This is a genomic window from Sporomusa acidovorans, assembly GCF_900101845.1.
GTDB classification, from domain to species: Bacteria; Bacillota; Negativicutes; order Sporomusales; family Sporomusaceae; genus Sporomusa; species Sporomusa acidovorans.
Genome location: NZ_FNAM01000001.1, coordinates 376,066 through 396,824, shown reverse-complemented (window position 1 = coordinate 396,824; position 20,759 = coordinate 376,066). Strand labels below are relative to the sequence as shown.

At 49.5% G+C, this 20,759-nt stretch carries 20 protein-coding genes; all 20 read left to right on the top strand.

The window, feature by feature from the left end; translation table 11 throughout:
- Positions 1–48 precede the first annotated feature (48 nt).
- The 20 genes from BLR65_RS02105 to BLR65_RS02015 all read left to right on the top strand — a co-directional run bounded on the left by BLR65_RS02105 (position 49) and on the right by BLR65_RS02015 (position 20,657).
- Positions 49–627 carry an amino acid synthesis family protein gene (locus BLR65_RS02105; protein WP_093791941.1) on the top strand — a complete coding sequence of 193 codons (579 nt, stop codon included), beginning with the start codon at positions 49–51 and terminating at the stop codon, positions 625–627.
- A 35-nt stretch (positions 628–662) separates the two neighbouring features.
- Positions 663–1,559 carry an NAD(P)-dependent oxidoreductase gene (locus tag BLR65_RS02100; protein WP_093791939.1) on the top strand — a complete coding sequence of 299 codons (897 nt, stop codon included), beginning with the start codon at positions 663–665 and terminating at the stop codon, positions 1,557–1,559.
- A 104-nt stretch (positions 1,560–1,663) separates the two neighbouring features.
- Complete coding sequence (locus BLR65_RS02095; RefSeq protein ID WP_093791937.1) at positions 1,664–3,079, top strand: serine dehydratase alpha family protein; 1,416 nt, start codon at positions 1,664–1,666, stop codon at positions 3,077–3,079.
- Positions 3,080–3,093: 14 nt separating this feature from the next.
- Positions 3,094–4,299, top strand: a complete 1,206-nt coding sequence (locus BLR65_RS02090) for a 3-isopropylmalate dehydratase large subunit (RefSeq protein ID WP_093791935.1) — start codon at positions 3,094–3,096, stop codon at positions 4,297–4,299.
- Between the two features lie 2 nt (positions 4,300–4,301).
- On the top strand, positions 4,302–4,814 hold the full coding sequence (locus tag BLR65_RS02085) for a LeuD/DmdB family oxidoreductase small subunit (RefSeq protein WP_211285135.1): 513 nt from the start codon (positions 4,302–4,304) through the stop codon (positions 4,812–4,814).
- 5 nt (positions 4,815–4,819) lie between these two features.
- A complete protein-coding gene (locus BLR65_RS02080) occupies positions 4,820–6,667 on the top strand; it encodes a cobalamin-dependent protein (protein ID WP_093791931.1) in 1,848 nt (615 codons plus the stop codon).
- The gene (locus BLR65_RS02075) at positions 6,667–7,809 is read left to right on the top strand and encodes a 2-methylaconitate cis-trans isomerase PrpF family protein (protein WP_093791930.1); all 1,143 of its coding nucleotides are present in this window, start codon (positions 6,667–6,669) and stop codon (positions 7,807–7,809) included. Before BLR65_RS02080 ends, BLR65_RS02075 begins: the two co-directional genes overlap by 1 nt.
- A 9-nt stretch (positions 7,810–7,818) precedes the next feature.
- Positions 7,819–9,273 (top strand): glutamate mutase L, encoded by a 1,455-nt coding sequence (locus tag BLR65_RS02070; RefSeq protein WP_211285136.1) that lies wholly within the window; start codon positions 7,819–7,821, stop codon positions 9,271–9,273.
- Positions 9,274–9,293: 20 nt separating this feature from the next.
- Positions 9,294–10,169 carry an isocitrate lyase/PEP mutase family protein gene (locus tag BLR65_RS02065; protein ID WP_093791927.1) on the top strand — a complete coding sequence of 292 codons (876 nt, stop codon included), beginning with the start codon at positions 9,294–9,296 and terminating at the stop codon, positions 10,167–10,169.
- Positions 10,170–10,363: 194 nt separating this feature from the next.
- Complete coding sequence (locus BLR65_RS29385; protein ID WP_169716854.1) at positions 10,364–10,825, top strand: (2Fe-2S)-binding protein; 462 nt, start codon at positions 10,364–10,366, stop codon at positions 10,823–10,825.
- A gap of 15 nt (positions 10,826–10,840) precedes the next feature.
- Positions 10,841–12,115, top strand: coding sequence for a xanthine dehydrogenase family protein molybdopterin-binding subunit (locus tag BLR65_RS31280; RefSeq protein WP_169716855.1), 1,275 nt, complete (start codon positions 10,841–10,843; stop codon positions 12,113–12,115).
- Positions 12,112–13,119, top strand: a complete 1,008-nt coding sequence (locus BLR65_RS31275; RefSeq protein ID WP_093791925.1) for a xanthine dehydrogenase family protein molybdopterin-binding subunit — start codon at positions 12,112–12,114, stop codon at positions 13,117–13,119. The genes BLR65_RS31280 and BLR65_RS31275 overlap by 4 nt, the downstream gene beginning before the upstream one ends.
- 33 nt (positions 13,120–13,152) lie before the next feature.
- Complete coding sequence (locus BLR65_RS02050; protein WP_093791923.1) at positions 13,153–14,493, top strand: MFS transporter; 1,341 nt, start codon at positions 13,153–13,155, stop codon at positions 14,491–14,493.
- A gap of 93 nt (positions 14,494–14,586) precedes the next feature.
- The gene (locus BLR65_RS02045) at positions 14,587–16,098 is read left to right on the top strand and encodes a DUF362 domain-containing protein (protein ID WP_093791921.1); all 1,512 of its coding nucleotides are present in this window, start codon (positions 14,587–14,589) and stop codon (positions 16,096–16,098) included.
- On the top strand, positions 16,095–17,045 hold the full coding sequence (locus BLR65_RS02040) for a hypothetical protein (RefSeq protein ID WP_093791919.1): 951 nt from the start codon (positions 16,095–16,097) through the stop codon (positions 17,043–17,045). The genes BLR65_RS02045 and BLR65_RS02040 overlap by 4 nt, the downstream gene beginning before the upstream one ends.
- Positions 16,954–17,790, top strand: coding sequence for a methyl-accepting chemotaxis protein (locus BLR65_RS02035; RefSeq protein WP_093791917.1), 837 nt, complete (start codon positions 16,954–16,956; stop codon positions 17,788–17,790). Before BLR65_RS02040 ends, BLR65_RS02035 begins: the two co-directional genes overlap by 92 nt.
- A gap of 70 nt (positions 17,791–17,860) precedes the next feature.
- Positions 17,861–18,748, top strand: a complete 888-nt coding sequence (locus BLR65_RS02030) for an FAD binding domain-containing protein (protein WP_093791916.1) — start codon at positions 17,861–17,863, stop codon at positions 18,746–18,748.
- A gap of 31 nt (positions 18,749–18,779) precedes the next feature.
- The gene (gene yqeB / locus BLR65_RS02025) at positions 18,780–19,571 is read left to right on the top strand and encodes a selenium-dependent molybdenum cofactor biosynthesis protein YqeB (protein WP_093791914.1); all 792 of its coding nucleotides are present in this window, start codon (positions 18,780–18,782) and stop codon (positions 19,569–19,571) included.
- Positions 19,568–20,377: an XdhC family protein gene (locus tag BLR65_RS02020; RefSeq protein WP_093791912.1), complete on the top strand. Its 810-nt coding sequence runs from the start codon at positions 19,568–19,570 to the stop codon at positions 20,375–20,377. The genes yqeB and BLR65_RS02020 overlap by 4 nt, the downstream gene beginning before the upstream one ends.
- A complete protein-coding gene (locus BLR65_RS02015) occupies positions 20,346–20,657 on the top strand; it encodes an XdhC family protein (protein ID WP_093791910.1) in 312 nt (103 codons plus the stop codon). The genes BLR65_RS02020 and BLR65_RS02015 overlap by 32 nt, the downstream gene beginning before the upstream one ends.
- Positions 20,658–20,759 lie beyond the last annotated feature (102 nt).

Here is a 20,759-nt window from a genome sequence, read left to right as displayed (position 1 = left end):
ACGGAAATGCAAAACCATAAATTTAATAAACTAATTGGAGGTTTTACAATGAAAATTCGCAAGATCGTAACGATTGTGGAAGAAGTAAAAACGGAAATGGCTCAACCTTTGCCAAAACCATTACGCAAGGCAGCCGCAGTTGCTGTTTTTGAAAATCCGTTTGCCGGCAAATATGTTGAAGATCTCACCCCGCTTATCGACGCCAGTGTTGAGCTTGGTGACATGCTTACTAAGAAAGCTGTCGCTGCCCTGGGGATTGCTCCGAACGAAGTTGAAAGTTACGGTAAAGGCGTAATTGTTGGTGAAAATGGTGAGTTGGAACATGCTGCAGCTTTAATGCATCCCAAACTTGGCAAACCCATGCGGGACAATATTGGCGGCGGCAAAGCACTTATCCCTTCCGCTAAAAAAGTCGGTGGTGTTGGTACCGCTCTTGATGTGCCGCTTGGCTATAAAGACGCTGCTTTTGTGCGCAGCCATTTTGATGCCATGGAGGTTAGGGTTGCGGATGGGCCGCGTGCTAATGAAATTGCCTTGGCTGTTGTTGTTACAAGCGGTGGACGTCCGCTGGCACGCGTTGGCGGCTTGAAAAAAGAAGAAGCTAAATGTGAAGACGGGCTGCGCTGATTCATGTACTTATTTCTATTTGATGGGGGTACCTTATGCTAAAAGTTGGATTTGTCGGACTGGGCGCGATGGGCCGGCCAATGGCCAGTAACATCTTACAAGCAGGCTATTCTTTAACTGTATATGATATAGGCGCCGCCGCTGTTGAAGCTATGAAGGAGCAAGGCGCAATAGCTGCTGCTGGACCGCGGCAGGTAGCACAGAATAGTGATATGGTTATGATTTCACTGCCCAATAGTACGATCGTTGAAGAAGTGGTCAGTGGTAAAGAGGGGCTGTTGGCAGGAAGTCATCCGGGACAAGTCTTTATTGACCTGAGCAGTGTTACGCCGGGTCATACGAAAAAGATGGCTGCACTGGCAGCCGCCAAAGGTGTGGGGTATCTTGACGCACCGGTAAGCGGCGGCGTAGCCGGTGCTGCCGCCGGTACCCTTACAATTATGGTCGGTGGCGACAAAAGGGTTATTGATCAATGCCAACCGGTGTTGCAGGCAATTGGTAAAAAGGTTTATCACGCCGGACCGGTAGGGTCGGGTGATGCCGTTAAACTTGTTAACAATTTGCTGTTAGGTGTAAATATGGCAGCAGTCGCGGAAGCGATGACGCTGGGTGTAAAAGCGGGGCTTGACCCGGAAGTGCTGCTTGAAATTATCGGCAGCAGTTCGGGCCGCAGTTATGCATTGGCAGCAAAATTGCCCAATTTTGTACTTAAAGGCAATTTTGAGCCGGGATTTACCATTAATCTTCAGTACAAAGATCTGGAGATGGCCGTACAAACCGCGAAGGAATTGGGCATCCCGCTGGGAATGGCTAATTTTGCCCAGCAAATCTATGAAACCGCCAGGGCAAAAGGGCTTGGGCAAAAAGACATAGCGGCGGTTATCACCATCAATGAAGAATTGGCCGGAATTAAAGTAAGGGAAAAGAAGTAGGCGCCAGACTAGGCATACGAACCCGGGGTGCGCTTGATTCTTCATCTGCAATCAAGCGCAGCAAACGGTTTTGCAAAGTACTAGCGAAGTTAGGAGGCTGCAATATGGAGAAATTGATCAATTTAGCCCGGCAAAAAGGTTATCCGCTCGGCGGGTTTACTCTTGGACAATGTATTGACTTAGCCAGTGAACTCAATATGCGTGTTAGTGAGGTTGTCATTGCTGAGGCAGTTGTAGTGAACAAAATGACCAGAGAAGAAGTATTGTCAGCAATCATGTCTGTATTCAGCCATAACCTGTATGCTGTCGAGGTAGGTGCTACGCGGGGTGATAGTTTTCTTCTCGGGCGGGTAGGGCAAGAGCTTGCCGAAGGGGATATCAAATTAAATGAGGATCCCTTTATCAACAGAGCGCTCAGCTATACCCTGGCAGCGCAGGTGGGAAATCATTGTGTAGGTCTGCAGCCGTGCGCCGGTACCGGCGATTCTTGCCCTTATTCCGGGTTGGTCCGGGCGATGCTTGAAACCATAGATAGTCGAGAAACGGTAGCTTGTTTAACAGCACTTATGCTAAAAATAGGGACCATTTTCCGGGTAGGCAAAACTAGTACCGGTTGCAACCTGGAGGGGTTTGGCGCCGGTTCGGCGGCTACGGCAGGCGTGATGGCCGAGATGTTTGGCGGCACCCCCGAACAGGTTGGCAAAGCAATCGTCCTGGCATTATCGCCGACAGTAGCGGTCCCCTGCACACCAAGGGTTATGGTTGCCGGTTTATGTGCAACGCACATTGGCGGCGCAATTTTGAATGGCAACTTGGCAGCAAAACTGGCGGTAAAAACATCGATACCTGTAAATGTACCAGTGGACGTCATGGTATCTATGGCGGTAGCGGTACATCCCGAATCCGCAAAATATATAGTTCCGGTTGTTATTAAATATATGGAGCCTTTCTTCAGAACAAATGAGTCTGTTGAGGATTATGTTTCAGAGCAAGTAAAGGCTAAGGAAGCAGCCCAAATAAAAGCAACCATTGCCGAAGCTACGGCAGAAGCGCAAGATTTAGCTTTAAAGGCCAATTCCATAGTGAAGCCGTTCGGCGATGCCGTTGTCGGCGGCAGCAGCCAGGCGGTAGGCTCGCCAACCAATACGGCGCGTATAGCGCATGAACTGGTTAAAGGAGAAATTACCGGTGTAAAGATTGAACTGTACCCGGAATTATTTGCCCGCCGCGGTATAAACGTGCCGGGAATCCTTATGGCGGCAATATACGGTGCCGGAACGGACAATGCCAATTTATATCGGTGTATTATGGATAAGGTTAAAGAGCGGAAGCTCAAGATCGAAATCAGTGAGGTTAAGGAATATCAACTGCAGCGCATTACTGTTTTTGCCAGTGAAAAGGATGCTTTTGTGGAGGCTTTGAACCGGGGCGGCGGCAGGTTGGTTCTGCGCAGCGCTTCCTGTTCTATTGACGAAGCTAAGTCGATAGCCCGGAAACTTAATATTGACGTTGTCGACTAGAAGGGGTGGGAGCATTGAATGAAATTGAAAGGCATTTAGCACGGGCGGCCGGTGTGGACACTGTACAGGTAGGCCAGGATATTACCATTCATATCGACTTGGCCGCCGCCCACGATGTTACAGCGCCAATGGCTATTAGTCAATTTGAGAAAATTGGCGTAGATAAGGTATTTGATGAGAAAAAAGTTATGCTGGTAATTGATCATATTTTCCCGGCCCCTTCTATCCCCGCGCGTCAAAATCATCGCCAGTTACTGGCCTTTGCCGATAAGTATCATGTACGCTGCTACGGTAAGGGCGAAGGTGTTATTCACCAGCTAATAGCCGAACAAGGCGGTTTAACCAGGGGAGCAGTGCTGATCGGGGCGGATTCGCATACTTGTACTGCAGGTGCCTATGGAGTCCTGGCATTTGGCGTTGGTTCGACGGAAATAGCAGCCGCCATGGCTACCGGCACGCTTGATATCGAAGTGCCGCCGGTTCAGTTGATACGGCTGGAAGGCGAGACATCGCCGGGCGTTTATGCCAAAGATATTATCCTGTATCTTATTGGCAAGTTTGGTACGGACGGCTTTACTGACCAGGGTATCATCTTTGCCGGCAGCTGGGTAAAACAGGCTGACATTGAGGAAAAAATGACAATTAGCAATATGGCAATAGAAATGGGGGCCATGCTCAGTTATTTTTCGGAAAATGATGAGGTAGGTTCAGTAAGGGAATGTCATCTTATCGAAGTAAATAAGCTGGTACCGGTTATGGCCTGCCCATCTTCGCCGGGAAATGTTAAACCGATTGCCAAAGCTTTGCATACGGCGGTCAATCAGGTAGTCATCGGCAGTTGCACTAACGGACGGATAAGCGATATGCGGGCCGCGGCCAAGGTTTTTAGCCGGGCCAAGGTACATCCGCAAGTTACCTGTATTGTGCTGCCGGCTTCCAATAAGGTAGCTGAAACTATGGAAAAAGAAGGATTGACACGCATTATGCGGGCCGCGGGAGTAACGGTGATGAATCCGGGCTGCGGCCCTTGCTATGGTGGGCATATGGGGATTGTTACCGCCGACGATGTCGTTGTTGCCACCACGAATCGCAATTTTCCCGGACGGATGGGTGCCAAAGAAGCCAAGCTTTATTTGGCATCACCCCGTGCTGCTGCCGAAGCAGCTGTTTGCGGTCAAATAGTTGTTCCTGGTACGGCAGTACCATTAGGGGGTGAATGAGTATGGATGGTAAGCTGACTGTTTGCGGGCGCGTATGGTGCTTGGGGGATAACATTGATACTGACCAGATACTGCCTGGTTATGCTATGGCTTATCCGCAAGAACAACTTAAGTTTCACGCTCTTGCCGGCAGTGCTATTCCCGATTTTGCCAGCCGAGTAAACGCCGGTGACATTATTATTGCCGGAAACAACTTTGGGGCGGGTTCCAGCCGTGAACAGGCACCGGTGGCACTGCAAGCGGCAGGGGTCGGGGCGATTATCGCCCGGTCATTTGCCAGGATTTTTCGCCGCAATTCAATAAATATAGGACTCCCAATCATGGCTGCTGACATTATCGGCAAGGTAAAGAATGGTGACGAAATTATTGTAGATCTTGCGGCCGGTGAAGTTACCTTGCCTGATAAAACCGTTATCAGGGGACAGCGTCCGGGTGATAATGTGCTGGCTATCTTACAGGCCGGGGGGCTGATACCGAAGGTTAGACAGCAATTGCAACAAGAACGGGAGGAGTAGAACAAATGCAGAAAAAAACAAAAGAAATTATTATTGCCGATCAAGAACGCGTGCGTGCCTATGAGAAAGTTTTTCAGGTACCTATGCCGCAGGTGACTAAAAGCGGCGATGTAACCGGTCTGCCTTTAGCCTACCCGCGGATTGTAGCCGGCGTAGAACGCAGCGGTTATCGGATTTGGGAGTTGGCGCAAAAGGCGGCGCAGACAGGTATTCCCGTAATGAACCCCATTCTTGGCCGTAATTCCGCAGAGGAAACCTATAAAGAATCGTTGGCTATGTACGAGGGAGCCGAACAGTTCGGCGAGACGATCTTCCATTTTGTCCATTCGGAAGCTACCCGCCACATCGACCCGCTTGACGGGGAAGAACTCATTGAGCAGTCGCGCGGTAAAGGCGGCATTACGCCTGCAGGGGAACGAAAATTGGTACAATTGGGCGGCGGCAGCAAACATCCGATGAGGATCAACGCTACCGGCGATACACCGCATTTATCGATTATTAATGCTCTGATTGCCGGCTTTGACGGTACAGATATCGGTCCGGTAATTCACGTCCATTTTGGCGGACGGGGAATTCACGATTATAAAACAAAAGTTCTTAATGGTTACCGGGCGCTGCAAATTTGTGCGGAAAACAATATCTTTGTCCAGACCGATTCCCATAAACATTTGAATAATATCGGCGGGACAGACGGTATGGCTTTGGCCATGTGCCTATTGTCGGAAGGATTGGCAGTTTTGGCCGGCTTGCCCAAAGAACTGAGCGCCTTACAGATGAATGTTGCCGGTATTAATCTGTTGGCCGATCTTGCGGTGATGCGGGCTTTTAAAGAAACTATGTGGAGCGGTTCGTTGGTCGTCGTTCCGGAAACATTCCAAAATCCGCCGGCAGATCTTGTAGCCGAGCAGGCGCATTTTGCCCGTATGGCGATCAGTGCGCGCTTAGGCGGTGCTAATTTCTACCGCCCGAAAGCAGCGGAGTCTGTTGGTATACCGACAGGTGCTTCCATGGCCAAGGCCATTTGGGCTTCTCACAATGTGTTTACTAATACAGCCAGTATTGATATCCAGCATCCTGCTATCGATGCGCGGAAAGAAACAATCATTACCGAGGCAATGGCGGTGCTATCTGCTGTATTGCAGCGGGATGGAATGCTGGCCCCCCAAGATATTACACCGGATTTTTGGCGTAACTACGCTGCTGACGAGCTGATTGGCCTCATTGTTTCCGCAGGCAAAAATGGCATAATGGATGCACCGCGGGCCGGTGGCTGGGATCTTAAACGCGGCGTGCGTACTCACCGGGACAAAGATGGCATTCGCCGGTATGTGCCCGGTTATGGCCCAAACAGTATCGACGAAACCTATCTTACGTTTACAACCGAGCCGGTAGAGGTTGACAAGCCGGTACAAGTGAGCAAAAAGTCCAAGATTGTATTAGCAACAGTTGGGGCTGACGCCCATGTAGTTGGCATAAATACGATTCGCGAAGCGTTGGCAAAGGCCGGTTTCGAAGTGATTTATCTAAGAGGCATGAATTTGCCGGAAACAGTGGCGGAAGTTGCCGCGGAAGCCAAAGCCCAGGTTATCGGTGTGACAAACTTGCTTGGCTTGGGAACGGCGCTTTATCCACGGGTTAATGCCAGAATGGAACAGCTTGGTATAAGAAAAGAGACCGCCTTAATTTCCGGCGGACGAATTGCTGAAAAAGAGGAAGAACATGAGGCGGTAGAACAGAAAATTAAGCAGGAAGGTACCGATTTCCTGGGGGTGGATGCCTATTTTGGTCCCGGAACGGATCCGGCTGACGTTGTTCAATGGGTGCAAGAACATGTTGAGGAGGCAGATAAATAATGGGTCAGACGATGAAAGTACCATGTGTAATTTTACGGGGCGGCACCAGCAAAGGCATCTATCTGAAAGCCGCCGATTTGCCAAAGAATAACTGTGAACGGGATGACTTAATTTGTAAAATTTTTGGCAGTCCTGATGTCCGGCAAATTGACGGATTGGGCGGCGCTGACCCGCTTACCAGCAAATGCGCCATTATCGGCCCGCCTTCCCGTCCGGATGCGGATGTCGATTATACCTTTGGCCAGGTCAGCATTACTGCCAAATATATTGATTACAGTGGAAACTGCGGCAATATTTCCGCCGGGGTAGGTCCGTTCGCCATTGATGAAGGTCTGGTTACTGCCACGGAAGGCGTTACCAGGGTTCGCATCCACAATACCAATACCGGTAAAATTATTGTCGCCGAGGTACCAACGGTGGCGGGCAAGGCTGCGGTAACCGGCGAGCACGTGATTGCCGGTGTGCCGGGAACAGGAGCAAAGATTATGCTTGACTATTCCGATACCGCCGGCGCGGTTACCGGTAAATTGCTGCCCACCGGCAATAGTACGGACGTGCTTGTGGTAGAGGGGTTTGGCCAAGTGGTTGCCAGTATCGTTGACGCGGCTAATGTTGTTATTTTTGTAAGGGCGAAAGACATCGGCCTGACCGGAATCGAGACGCCGAAGGAACTGGGCAGCCGGCCGGATATGCTTAATTTGCTGGAAAAAATCCGCGGCACGGCGGCGGTAAAAATTGGCATGGCTAAAAATCTTGAGGATGCCTTACAACGTATTCCGGCTTTTCCCATGCTGGCTTTTGTCAGCCCGGCAACGGATTACCAGGATTTTACCACCGGTCAGATTATCAAAGCGGCGGAAATGGATTTTGTTTCCCGGTTAATGTTTATGCAGGTTATGCATAAAACCTACGCCGGGACCGGTACGATTTGTACGGGCGTAGCGGCCAAGATTCCCGGCACGGTTGTTAATGAACTTGCCAGCGCTAGTAATAAACCGGTTATCAAGTTTGGCCATCCGGCCGGTATTATTGAAGTTGAGGTTGCAACCGAAAAACGGGAAAGTAACTTAGTATTGACGCGGGCGGCAATGTCCCGGACGGCAAGGCGGATTATGGACGGCAATGTATATGTAGGTAGATAAGCGGGGGCTATGATGAGTATAGTGAACGAAAAGCTGATTGATACAATCTTGTTTGATGTTGGCAGTACTTTTACCAAAGCGACCGCAATGGATAATGTAGCGGGCGAATTGGTCTGGCTGGCCAGAGCGCAGGCCCCTACAACCGTAAAAGATATTAACCGGGGTTTGGGCGCGGCCTTGGACGGGCTGGCGGCGGCTCTTAACGCCAAAACCATTACGGCCCGTAATGTCCAGGCGACAAGCAGTGCGGCCGGCGGCCTGCGGATGGTAGCCATGGGTTTTATGCCCCGGGTTACGGCTAAAGCGGCGAAAGAAGTGGCGATGAATGCCGGAGCCAGGGTCTTAGAGGTCATGTCATTTGAAGACAAGCCGGAAAATAAACTGGAAATGCTATGTGAGATTCGTCCGGACATTATTCTGTTAGCCGGTGGTACTGACGGCGGCAATCAAGCATCTCTCCTGGAAGATGCGCGGTTGATTGTGGACAGTAAGGTTAACGCGGTAGTTGTGCTTGCCGGCAATGTCAGCATACAGCCGCAAGTCGAGGCGATTCTTCAGCAGGCAGGGATTCGTACAATTCGTGTTGCCAATGTTATGCCCACGATTCACAGCTTAAACGTTAAGCCGGCGCGCGAGGCTATTCACGAGCAGTTTATCCATCAGATTACGGAAGCCAAAGGGCTTGGCAAGTTAATGGAGCGTTTGACGGTTAAGAAGGTGATTCCTACCCCGGGAGCGGTGCTCTTAGCCACAGAGCTAATGGCGAAAGGCACGCGCGAGGAAAAGGGCATCGGTAATCTGGCCGTTGTTGATCTAGGCGGAGCAACCACCGATATTCATTCTGTTTTGCCTTATTTGGAAGAATTGTCGATAGAAGAAAAGGGCTTGATCGTCACCAATGAAAAGCAATTGTCCTATCGTACCGTGGAGGGTAACTTAGGGTTACGGGTAAGTGCACGGGGAATCCTTGAGGCTGCCGGGGAAAAGGCGATTCTCGCCCGTGCCGGCCTGGAAGGGGAGTCCTTGGAAAAATCTTTGCATGGCTATGCCGCTCAACTGGAGGCCAATCCGGAATACCTGGCTATGTCTAACCAGGATAAATTATTTGACCGGGCTATGGCCGGGGCGGCTGTGGAAATTGCCTTCAAACGCCACGCCGGTTATATCGCTCAGAGTTTTGATCCGGTCATGGGTATTGTACCGGGTACTCCGGTCGGGAGAGATTTGCGCAGAATCAAAGCAGTAATTGCGGTTGGCGGTATTTTTACAAGCTTATCAACTGACGAAGCAGCGGCCATTATCCGGGACGCTGTACATAATCCCGGCATATCTTTATTACCTAAGGAAAATATTAGGGTAATCATTGATAAAACTTATTTGCTATATGCAATCGGCTTACTGGCTGAATACAGGCCTACGCAAGCATTGCGTTTGGCCAAGCGGCATTTTGGACTGGCAGACTAAGCGATATAGAGGAGAAAAGTATGAAAAAAACTACACAATTACGACAATTATTAAGCAGAAAACAAATTCTTATCGCCCCGGGAGCGCATGATGCTCTAACGGCTAAAATTATTGCGAAGGTTGGTTTTGAGGCGATCTATTTTACCGGGTATGGTCAGGCGGCAAGTCATCTAGGGATGCCTGACGTCGGACTTTTGACCATGACGGAAATGGCCGAACGGGTCCGCAATTTTGTGCACTCGGTAGATATACCGGTAATCGCCGACGGCGATACCGGTTTTGGCAATGCCGTAACCTTAATGCGTACTGTCAGCATGTACGAGGAGAATGGTGCGGCCGCTATTCAACTGGAAGATCAGGTAGCTCCCAAAAAATGTGGCCATATGACTGGGCGTCAGGTTATACCCAGCGAAGAAATGGTTGGAAAAATAAAAGCCGCAGTGGCGGCCCGCAGGGATCCGGACTTTGTTATTCTCGCGCGCACTGACGCCAGGACAACTCTGGGTATCGAGGAAGCGATACGCCGGGGGAAGGCTTATGAAGAAGCCGGCGCCGATGTTCTGTTTATTGAATCACCGGAAAATATAGAAGAGATGAAAAGCATTACGTCCAGTTTCCAGGTTCCGGTATTGGCCAATATGGTTGAGGGGGGCCGTACACCGCTGCTGAATACCAGTGAACTGGAAAAGATCGGCTATAATCTGGTAATTTATCCTACGGCATCAACCTATGTTACGGCGCAGGCGATGTTTAATTTGATGAACGAACTGAAAGATAAAGGAACAACGCAAGAATTTATTGATAAAATGATTCCCTTTAGCCAATTTAACGAACTGATTGGTTTGCCGAAAATTCGTCAGCTGGAAGATGAATACTTACCTAAGCTTACTAAGTGAGCTTGTTTCAGCAAAGCTGAAACGTCGGGGGTTCAGGTGGAGAGGCAATTCCACCTGAACTGACGCCGTCTATAGAGGCGGGAGTCTTGACTCGCCGATTATGATGAAGAAGCTGTATACCATGGTGAAATGAGTAGCACTTTCTTACTGTCAGCTTTTCAATTATCTAATTATTTGCTATTGGAGAGGTGAAAATGGAAAAAAGCAAGATTAGTTTCAGCTTGAATGGTCAAAGGGTTTCGGCAGAAGTACCTACTGATCGGTTACTCGTAGACTTTTTGCGTGATGACCTCAATCTTACCGGCACGAAGAAGGGATGCAACGTCGGCGAATGCGGTGCCTGTACAGTGATTATGGATGGAAGTACGGTCAATTCTTGTCTGGTGCTGGCGGCAACGGTTGATGGGGCGGAAATTACTACGGTCGAGGGAATCAGTACAGGAGAAATTAGCGCCTTGCAACAAGCGTTTCTTGATTATGGCGCCGTACAGTGCGGCTTTTGCACTCCGGGAATGCTCATGTCGGCCAAGGCGCTGCTGGATAAAAATCCCCGGCCTACGCGGGAGGAAATACAAACAGCCATTTCCGGGAACCTGTGCCGGTGCACCGGCTATAAAAAAATAGTTGACTCTGTAGAAGCGGCTGCCAACGCTTAGAAAGGAGAATGATTAATGGAGGGAACGGGTGTTGGGGCTTCGGTTATCCGAAAAGACGCGCTGTACAAAGTAACAGGAAAAGCCATTTTTGCCGCTGATATTAAGCGCCCGGGCATGTTACATGCAAAAGTGCTGCGCAGCAAGGTCCCGCACGCTATGGTGGAAGCGATCGATACACGCCAGGCTGCGGCGTATCCGGGAGTAGTTAAAGTGTTGACGGCAAACGATATCCCGGGGACCAATAATAATGGAATTATTGTTAAAGATGAGCCGGTTTTGGTGAAAGACAAAATTTGTAGAATCGGTGACGCCATTGCCCTGGTTGCGGCGGAATCGGAAAAAGCGGCAGCAGAGGCTGTGAATTTAATTGAAGTTAAACTCAAAGAATTGCCGCCGGTGTTTGATCCGCTGGAAGCCATGCAGCCGGGAGCGCCTCTTGTTCATGCCAGCAATATTCTTTGTTTGCAAAAAATTCGCAAAGGAGATATCGAGGCAGGATTTGCCGCGGCAGATATCATTGTGGAAAATGTCTATCGCACGCAACAGGTTGCGCATTCCTTCATTGAGCCTGAAGCCGGCGTAGCGGAATACAATGGGACAGATATTACCCTGTGGGTATCAACCCAGAATGCTCATTACGACCGGGGCGAAGTTGCCCGGACAATGAACATGGATGCCAGCCGTGTGCGGATTATCCAGACCGTTACCGGCGGGGGATTCGGCGGTAAATTAGACATATCGGTGCAGTGCTATATCGCCTTGCTCGCTTACTATACGGGGCGTCCGGTAAAACTTGTTTATGACCGGGAAGAATCGATGATATGTTCCAGCAAGCGGCATCCCTACTATATGGAATATAAAACCGGGGCAACGAAGAATGGTAAACTTACGGCACTTAAGGCTAAAATTGTCGGCGATACGGGGGCCTATGCGTCGTATGGTCCCGGCGTCCTGACACGGGCGGCCGTACATGCTACCGGACCTTATGAAGTACCTAACGTATGGGTAGATGCTTATGGCGTTTATACGAATAATCCTATGGCGGGCGCGATGCGTGGTTTTGGGGTGCCGCAGGTAGCTTTCGCCCATGAATCGCAGATGAATCTGCTGGCCGAAAAATTAGGAATTACGCCTTTGGAGATTCGCTTGCGCAATGCCCTTGTCCGTGGCAGCCTTACGGCTACCGGACAATTGATGCAGGATAGTGTGGGGATCATAGAAACCCTTAAGCAGGCCGTGAAACAGGCAGGCATACTGAGTCCGGCGGTTAAGCAGGAGGGGAAGCCATGAAAAAAAGAGGTGTAGGAATTGGCTGTATGTGGTATGGCATCGGCAATACCGGGCTGCCTAATCCGTCAGGTGCCTACGTGGAATGGCATAGTGACGGGTCCGTTAATGTTTTGTCGGGTTGCGCCGATATAGGACAAGGATCGGATACCGTATTAGCGCAAATCGTCGGCGAAGAATTAGGCGTTCCCTACGACATGATAACCGTTATTTCTGCCGATACATTTGTGACGCCGGATGGCGGCGCGACATCGGCGAGTCGCCAAACTTACATTTCCGGCAATGCGGTTAGATTAGCCGCAAAAGAAGCTAAAAGAAATGTTGTCAGCGAAGCCGCGCAAGCATTAACGGTACGTGAAGCCGAAATTAGCTTTGCCGATGGCTATGTCTGTGTGAACGGCCATAAAACCGAATTACTAGTTAAAAATGTTATCGCGACATGCCGGAGCAAGGGGATTTTAACACTCGGCCATGGCTGGTTTAACCCCGATACAACCAGGCTTGATCCGGAAACCGGGCAGGGACGGCCTTTTGGTACGTATGCTTTTGCCACTCAGGTTGTGGAGATTGAGGTTGATACCGGAACCGGCAAGATTGATGTTACCAGAGTAGTGGCGGCCCATGATGTGGGGAAGGCCATCAATCCGCGGCAGGTTGAAGGGCAAATTGAAGGCGGCGGCTTGATGGGCATGAGCTTTGGTGTTCTTGAGGAAATTCATGTACAGAACGGCATGATAAAGAATGCCAATTTTGATTCCTATCTGATTCCGACAGCGCTGGATGCCCCGGAAATTGAAACCATTATTGTTGAAGAACATGAGCCATCCGGCCCGTTCGGCGCTAAGGGTGTGGGGGAGCCGGCACTGATTCCTACGGCGGCTGCTATAGCCAATGCAGTATATGACGCTATTGGCGTCAGAATTTATAGTTTGCCGATTACGCCGGAAAAAGTATTGGCTGCTTTGGCGGAAAAAGGGCGGCAACCTGGGAAGCACGATGAATGTTGAGTTAGAAATGCAATAAAAGGGGGAGAGAAAAAAATGGCAAGTGTTACACAACGTTTAGAAAACCTGCCATTAGGGAAATGGCACTGGCGTTTGTTAGGTATTATTGCTGTGGGCTGGGCATTTGATGCGATGGATACGGGGATTGTTTCCTTTGTGCTGCCCAAATTGATGGCAATTTGGCAGCTTAGTTCCGCCCAAATAGGCTTTATCGGCAGCATGGGCTTAGTAGGCATGGCCGTGGGTGCCGCTTTGGCCGGTACGCTGGCGGATTACATGGGGCGCAAAAAAGTGCTGGCGGCAACTTTGCTTATATACGGTCTGGGAACCGGCGCCTGCGGGTTTGCCTGGAGCTATGAATCCCTATTGGTATTTCGCTTTATCGTTGGTTTTGGTCTTGGCGGCCAGGTGCCGGTTGCTGTAACGTTAATGAGTGAGTATTCACCGACCAAATATCGCGGCCGGATGATTGTCTTGTTAGAAAGTTCGTGGGCGTTCGGCTGGCTGGCAGCGGCAATTATTTCCTACCTTGTTATTCCTAAATACGGCTGGCAGCTTGCCTTCTATGTCGGCGCGTTCCCAGTAATTTGGGTGTTTTATTTGTGGTGGCATGTGCCGGAATCGGCCCACTATCTTATCAAAAAGGGCCAACTCCAACAAGCACACGAATTAGTGTGTAGTGTTGAACGCTCACTGGGCGTGCCCTGCGGCGAGCCTCCGCAAGAATCCGACGTGGCGGCACCTGCTAAAAGTGTATTTTCCCTTGCCAAATTGTTTACGGGTCCTTATCTCAAAAAAACAATATGTCTGTGGATTTTGTGGTTTGGTGTCGTATTCTCTTATTACGGAATTTTCATGTGGCTGCCTACGCTGCTTGTTAAAGCGGGGCACAGTATGGTTCAGTCTTTCGAATTCGTATTGTGGATGACTTTAGCCCAAATTCCCGGCTATTTTACTGCGGCCGCACTTGTTGATAAGATTGGCCGTAAGCCAACGATATCGGCCTTCCTTATTCTATGTGCCGGTACGGCCTATATGTTTGGGACGGCAGCTACCTGGAACGAAATTCTGATTTGGGGCTGCCTGATGTCGTTCTTTAACCTGGGTGCCTGGGGGCTGATGTATACCTATACACCGGAATTGTATCCCACCGAGGCCCGTGCTTCCGGTACTGGCTGGGCCGGTGCGTTCGGACGTATTGGCGGTATGCTGGCACCGCTGGTAGTTGGTGCGATGTTTACCGGTCCGGACAAGTTCTCGCTGGTGTTTGCGATGTTTGCCGGTGTATTAATCTTTATTGCCTTAAATGTACTGGTCCTGGGTGAAGAGACCATGAACAAGTCCCTGGAAGCGACAGATCAGTCAAAATCTTGTTGAAAACATCAATAGTCTGTCTGGGCAGAGAAAAGATTCTCTGCCCAGCCTATACACACTATAGGAAATTACAAAGTTGATTCAGAGAGGAGCTGTATGATGTTAGTTGATAAAGAACTTTGTAAAGGCTGTGGAATTTGTGTAAAAAACTGTCCGGTGGGAGCCATTGGTCTTGTCGATAAAAAAGCGGAAATTTATGAAGCCTGTGCAAGCTGCGGTGTTTGTCTAAGGGTCTGTCCGGCTGGCGCTATTACTAGAAGGGAAGAGCCTGCTGCTCAGGCCGTCAAATGCCGTTCCTGTCCTGTTGAATGTGAAATTAAGCCGGAGTTTCAGGGCGCTTGTCGGCGTTATACTAATGTTGACGGTAGACTTGTTCGGAACAGACCGCTGGCAATTACGAATACAAATTCCGGCGCTGCGCACCCGGAAGTTCCGGCTAAGCCGCTCATCACGGCGGTCGGTTCCGGGACCGAATATCCGTGCTGTAAGCCGGCGCCGCACATTGTCGCCGATTCCGTGGACGGTGTCGAAGTGGTAACGGTCGTCACGGAAGCACCGCTGAGTTATAGCGGGATTAAGGTGAAAATTGACTGTAACCGTCATATTGGCGCTGAGGGGGCTAAGGTGCGTCGCGAAGGCCAAGTAATTGGCATGGTTGATACGGAAGAATATGGAGCAAAAATGCTGTCAATCGGCGGTGCCAATATTTTAAGTAGCGGCAGAGCCGGTTTCATGGCCGCCAGAACAATCGTACAAATTGCCAATGGTGAGCGGGTAACGCTGCAGGTTGAGCAAGGCAGCAAACTGGAATTGCAGGTCGGCCATGCGCCAATCATTGATGATATAGCCGAAGAAAAAATGCGGGTAGGCTGCGGCAGTGCGACAATTGGGATGTTTGCCGGCCAGTTGTCCAAAGTAGTGGATGAGGCTATTATTTTAGATTATCATGTCATTGGCTTGTTGTCCGAGCACCGTGCCGGGGAAGAAGTCGGGATGAAATTCAGCGGGGTTGTAGTCAATGGACGGAAAAGTACCCGCGGACGTTATTTTGGTGAGGCGGGACACGGCTGGGGCGGCACCCATATCGAGACTCCGATTCAGGCGGTTAAAGCCGTTGACATGCATCTAGCGCAGGCGGGCATGAAAATTCTTGTTACGGAAACTACCGGTCAAAAGGCGGGATTATTAGAAGTACAAGCTGACGGGTCGGTAAAAGAAGTCGCGATGACGTCTGATGTGCAGGCGGCTGTTGACCTAATTGCCGCTAATTGTGAAGATGCCAGAGTGGCCGCTGTTTATGTCGGCGGCACAGGCGGCAGTGCCCGGGCGGGTGTTACAAACTATCCGATTAAGCTGTCAAAAGCGGTTCACGCTAATGAAGCCAAGCTGACAATCGGCGGGGCACCGACATTTATTTTGCCCGGTGGCGGTATTAACTTTATGGTGGATGTGGAAAAGGTCGTTCCTAAGGCTTTTACCTGGGTGGCTACGCCGGCTACAGTTGTGCCGGTCGAATATACGCTCACCAAAGAAACGTATCAGAAAATTGGCGGCCATATGGGACATATACGCCCTGTGGGTGAGGTTGCAGCGGAGCAGAAAGAATGATCGAGACGCTAAAGTCCAATCTGGTAAAATTGGATTATGGTCCTATACAAATGACGATTCAAGCCAGTTGCCACGGACAGCCGCTCATTAAGCAGCAAAGGGTGGCTGCCCGCGAGGCGATGAGACTCCTTGATGAATTAGCTAAACATAAGCATATTGCAGCTCTGCCACAGGCTGAAGTCGGGGATATAAGCGAGCTTCCTGCCATTTTGCAAAAAATGGTAGCCGCCGTCCGGGAATCAGGGGATGAAACTCTTACGCCGATGGCGGCTGTTGCCGGTTCCTTTGCCGATCTTGTTGCGGATTATTTGGTTGCGCAAGGTGCTACCAAGGTAATTATCAATAACGGCGGCGATATAGCTGTCCGACTGCGGAACAATGAAAGTGTGGCGGTAGGCTTGGCGCCGGCGCTGGCGGCGCCCTTTACTCATGTTAAGCAAATAACTGCCCAGGATGGTATTGGCGGCATTACAACCAGCGGGCTGGGCGGGCGAAGTTTCACAAAGGGCATAGCGACCGCTGCTGTGGTCGCGGCAGGTTCGGCTGCTTTTGCGGATGCTTGCGCAACAAGTCTGGGCAATGCAACGTATGCGCCGCATCCTAATATTCAGAGGGTACTTGCCGAAACGCTTGATCCTAATATTGATATAAAAGGCCACTACGTTGTTGCCAGTGTTGGCGCTTTGCCGCAGGAAATTATAGAAAAATCCTTGCGCAACGGCTGGCAAAAGGCACAAGCGTGGCTTAGCAGAGGGCAAATTAAAGGAGCGGCAATTTTTATTAATCATTACGGAGTGTTTATTCCTAACGATTTTGCTCAGCCGGCCGAAAGAACAACTATAGGAGAGGTGAATCATGGAACCGAAAAATTATCTGGATTATTATCATTGCGTATTACCGATGATCCACACGCTTTTCGGCGGTCAAATTGGTGTAACACTTACTGACTGTGAACAAATACGCCTGTATCTGCCTGCTAACAAACTTGATTTAAAATGTCAACAGGGCGATAAACTTTTAGCCGGAACGGGAATTTACCGGGCGGTGCATGAAGGTCGCCGCGTAGTTGGTCATGTAGATAAGTCGCATTATGGTGTACCCTATACCACCATGTCGTTGCCAATCACATCGGAAACAGGAGAAATCATTGGTTCGATTGCCGTTACCCAGACGATTGAGCGGGAAGAATTACTACGGGATATGGCCGGAAAACTGGCAGAAAACCTTGAGGTATTAGCAAGCAATACCGAGGAAATTTCCGCGCAAACCGAGGAAATTTCCGCGGTTAGCTGTACACTTTCGCAAACGGCAAAAGATTCTCAGATTCGGGTCGGGGAAACTGATCAGGTAATTGGCTTTATTAAAGATATTGCCAGTCAAACGAACTTGTTAGGCTTAAATGCAGCCATCGAGGCGGCCAGAGTTGGTGACGCCGGCCGTGGTTTCGGTGTTGTTGCCGAGGAAATTAGGAAACTTGCGGCAAACAGTGCGGAGTCTACCAAAAACATTAGTACTGCGTTACAGCAATTACAAAAAGACAGTGGCAGTTTGTATGAACAGCTATCCCACGTCAATGACTTAATTGGACAGATAGCTCAGGCTTCCACCCAGGTTGCGGGGGTCGTGCAGCAAGTGAACGGCACAGCGCAGCAACTGAATGATCTGGCTGAAAATCTATTTGAGGAAGAGTAGATCAAGGCCGGGGCAGTGATTTTTATTGAGATAATCGGTCTACCAAGAAAAGTTTAGGAGGTAAGCATGGATGAAATTGCTGACTTACTATGCACCTAAAAATATCAAACAATTAACAGAATTCTTATCCACGAAAAAGACCGGAGCAAAAATTCTTGCTGGTGGTACTGACGTTGTAATTCAGTTGCGCGAGCATAAGATTGACCCTGAATGCATTGTTTCCTTGAAATTTATTCCGGAACTAAAAGGCATAACAGAGCAAGCTGATAAAATTATTGTTGGGCCAATGACCACCTTTACTGAATTAGCTGAATCCCCTTTAATTCGCTCCAAAGCCTTTTTACTTGCCCAGGCGTCGGCCTCTGTCGGTTCGCCGCAAATCAGAAACACCGGAACAGTGGGGGGCAATATAGCCAATGCCTCGCCGGCCGGGGATACGCTGCCGGCTTTAATGGCGCTTAACGCTGTGTTGACAATAACTAGCGATCACGGTGAACGGCAAATACCGCTTAAGGATTTTTATTTAGGTATTGGCAAAACGAAACTGGCAGCTGATGAATTTGTTAAATTGATTACAGTTGATGCGCTGCCTGCTACTGGCGGCAGTGCTTTTATCAAGCTCGGCCGGCGCAATGCCTTGGCAATTTCCCGCATCAGTATGGCAGCGGTAGTCGGGTATTCACGGGAAAGCAACACCGTTACCGATTGCCGGATTGCAGCCGGTTCAGTGGCTCAGAATCCTTTTAGATTGCATAAAGCGGAAAATGTTCTGGTGGGGGCTGACTTAACCACTGCCGCAGTAGCAAAAAGCGTACAGGCAGCATGTGAGGAACTTAGCGCAACGCTTGGCCAGCGTGCTTCGGCCGCATATAAGAAAACGGCGGGTCCTGTATTAGTGCACAGGGCGCTCAATCAGGCAATAAGTCAGGTATATGATAATTGGACGCAACAAGCGTGAACAAAATATGATAACGGATAAGGGTTAACCAATGAGAAAGCTGGTCGTTGTTAAAGGTGGCGGAGATATTGCAACCGGTATTGTGCACAGACTTTTCCGCAGTGGGTTTGACGTTGTTATTACTGAATTGACCAAACCGACAGTTATTCGCTATACGGTAGCGTTTGCCGAAGCAATCTATGCCGGGAATGCTTTGGTTGAAGGTATGGAAGCGAAACTTGCGAAGAAAGAAGACATAAGGAAACTATTGTCGTTGGGGAAAATACCCGTACTTATAGATCCCCAGGCAACCGTAGTGCGGTTGCTTAAACCGTGGGCAGTCGTTGATGCAATTTTAGCCAAGAAAAATACCGGAACCTTTCTTACTGACGCCGGTATAGTGATTGGAACCGGCCCCGGATTTGTGGCTGGTCAGGATGTTCACGCTGTTGTTGAAACGATGCGCGGACATGATCTTGGGCGAGTGATAACGCAAGGTACGGCTTTACCTAATACCGGCGTTCCCGGAAATATCGGCGGCTATACGCAGGAACGGGTCATAAAAGCTGCTACCGATGGCATATTTCAAGCCAAAAGAAAGATTGGCGACATCGTTAGCCCCAATGATATTGTTGCCTATGTGGATAAGATACCGGTTAAAGCAAAAATATCAGGTATATTGCGCGGCATACTGCATGATGGGCTAACGGTCAAGCAAGGAATGAAGGTGGGCGACGTTGATCCGCGTTGCCGTTTGGAACATTGTTTTAGCATTTCTGATAAAGCCAGGGCTATCGGTGGGGGTGTACTGGAAGCTTTGCTTTGGTTGGGGGGAAAGATATGAACTTATTTTCGCAGTTATACAACGCGGTCCAAAATGGTATAGCAGTGTCGTTGATTACGTTGGTCGCCTGTCCCCATTGCCGCAAAGGCAATGAAGGGCAAATGCTGCTGCTTTATGCCGACGGTAGAGCAGAAGGCCTGTTGATTAACGAATCCTTCACTGAGTATGTGGTGAGAACCGTGGAACAGCTTACCTGGAAACAGCCTACGGTTATTGATTTAGATTATGAAAACTTACAAGGTTATCAGCTCTTTTGGGATCAGCCTTCTAAAACGCATAAAGTACTGATTTTTGGGGCAGGCCATATAAGCCGCCACCTTGTAGAGGTTCTGGCGATGCTCAACTACGAGATAACCGTGGTAGATGATCGCCCCGATTTTGCTAATAAGCACAGATTTCCTAAAGCCAATCAAGTGTTGCTGCAAAGTTTTAAACAGGCGCTGGCGGAGCTTTGCCCTAATGTAGATGCTCATACGGCTATCATCATTGTTACTCGTGGTCATCAGTATGATTTGCAATGCTTGCGAGCCGCTATTAACACAAGAGCCGGTTATCTGGGGATGATTGGCAGTAAGTCGCGTGTAAGGGAAACACTAAGGCTTTTGTATGAAGAAGGCGTAGCGGAAGCAAGCCTAAAAAAAATCCGCGCGCCAATCGGTCTAGATATAGGTGCGCAGACTCCGACGGAGATAGCTTTGAGTATAGCAACCGAAGTAGTAAGTGTATTTAACTGCCGGCCAGGTAGGCCAATGAGCATAACCGGGGGGATTAGGCATGAATGGCAAATTGTTGCCGATAATCAATAAGCTTTTGTTGGATGGCAATAAGGCAGCGCTGGTTACTATTATTGCCAAAAGAGGATCGACTCCTAGCAAAGTGGGCAGTCAAATGCTGGTGACACCTGACGGACGTATCATTGGCACAATTGGCGGCGGATGTGCCGAGGCCGAGGCAAAACAGAGGGCGTTATTAGCCATGGATGAAGGGAAAGCGTCAAGTTGCATCGTCACTTTGCTTAATAGCGTTGCCGGTAATGAGGGAATGGCCTGCGGGGGAATTATGAATTTATTTATACAGTTAATCTGAAAAATACTGATAAACCGTGGAATATCATGATTAATCCCGCGGCGCAGCTTAATGGAAAATCCTGTTTCTATAGAAAGAAATATAGAAACAGGATCTTTAAAA

Coding starts and splice junctions, on each gene's coding strand:
- BLR65_RS02105 (WP_093791941.1), top strand. CDS start 49: ATGAAAATTCGCAAGATCGTAACGATTGTGGAAGAAGTAAAAACGGAA.
- BLR65_RS02030 (WP_093791916.1), top strand. CDS start 17,861: ATGAAATTGCTGACTTACTATGCACCTAAAAATATCAAACAATTAACA.
- BLR65_RS02065 (WP_093791927.1), top strand. CDS start 9,294: ATGAAAAAAACTACACAATTACGACAATTATTAAGCAGAAAACAAATT.
- BLR65_RS29385 (WP_169716854.1), top strand. CDS start 10,364: ATGGAAAAAAGCAAGATTAGTTTCAGCTTGAATGGTCAAAGGGTTTCG.
- BLR65_RS02075 (WP_093791930.1), top strand. CDS start 6,667: ATGGGTCAGACGATGAAAGTACCATGTGTAATTTTACGGGGCGGCACC.
- BLR65_RS02020 (WP_093791912.1), top strand. CDS start 19,568: ATGAACTTATTTTCGCAGTTATACAACGCGGTCCAAAATGGTATAGCA.
- BLR65_RS02045 (WP_093791921.1), top strand. CDS start 14,587: ATGATGTTAGTTGATAAAGAACTTTGTAAAGGCTGTGGAATTTGTGTA.
- yqeB (WP_093791914.1), top strand. CDS start 18,780: ATGAGAAAGCTGGTCGTTGTTAAAGGTGGCGGAGATATTGCAACCGGT.
- BLR65_RS02040 (WP_093791919.1), top strand. CDS start 16,095: ATGATCGAGACGCTAAAGTCCAATCTGGTAAAATTGGATTATGGTCCT.
- BLR65_RS02050 (WP_093791923.1), top strand. CDS start 13,153: ATGGCAAGTGTTACACAACGTTTAGAAAACCTGCCATTAGGGAAATGG.
- BLR65_RS02070 (WP_211285136.1), top strand. CDS start 7,819: ATGATGAGTATAGTGAACGAAAAGCTGATTGATACAATCTTGTTTGAT.
- BLR65_RS31280 (WP_169716855.1), top strand. CDS start 10,841: ATGGAGGGAACGGGTGTTGGGGCTTCGGTTATCCGAAAAGACGCGCTG.
- BLR65_RS02035 (WP_093791917.1), top strand. CDS start 16,954: ATGGAACCGAAAAATTATCTGGATTATTATCATTGCGTATTACCGATG.
- BLR65_RS02080 (WP_093791931.1), top strand. CDS start 4,820: ATGCAGAAAAAAACAAAAGAAATTATTATTGCCGATCAAGAACGCGTG.
- BLR65_RS02015 (WP_093791910.1), top strand. CDS start 20,346: ATGAATGGCAAATTGTTGCCGATAATCAATAAGCTTTTGTTGGATGGC.
- BLR65_RS02100 (WP_093791939.1), top strand. CDS start 663: ATGCTAAAAGTTGGATTTGTCGGACTGGGCGCGATGGGCCGGCCAATG.
- BLR65_RS02085 (WP_211285135.1), top strand. CDS start 4,302: ATGGATGGTAAGCTGACTGTTTGCGGGCGCGTATGGTGCTTGGGGGAT.
- BLR65_RS31275 (WP_093791925.1), top strand. CDS start 12,112: ATGAAAAAAAGAGGTGTAGGAATTGGCTGTATGTGGTATGGCATCGGC.
- BLR65_RS02095 (WP_093791937.1), top strand. CDS start 1,664: ATGGAGAAATTGATCAATTTAGCCCGGCAAAAAGGTTATCCGCTCGGC.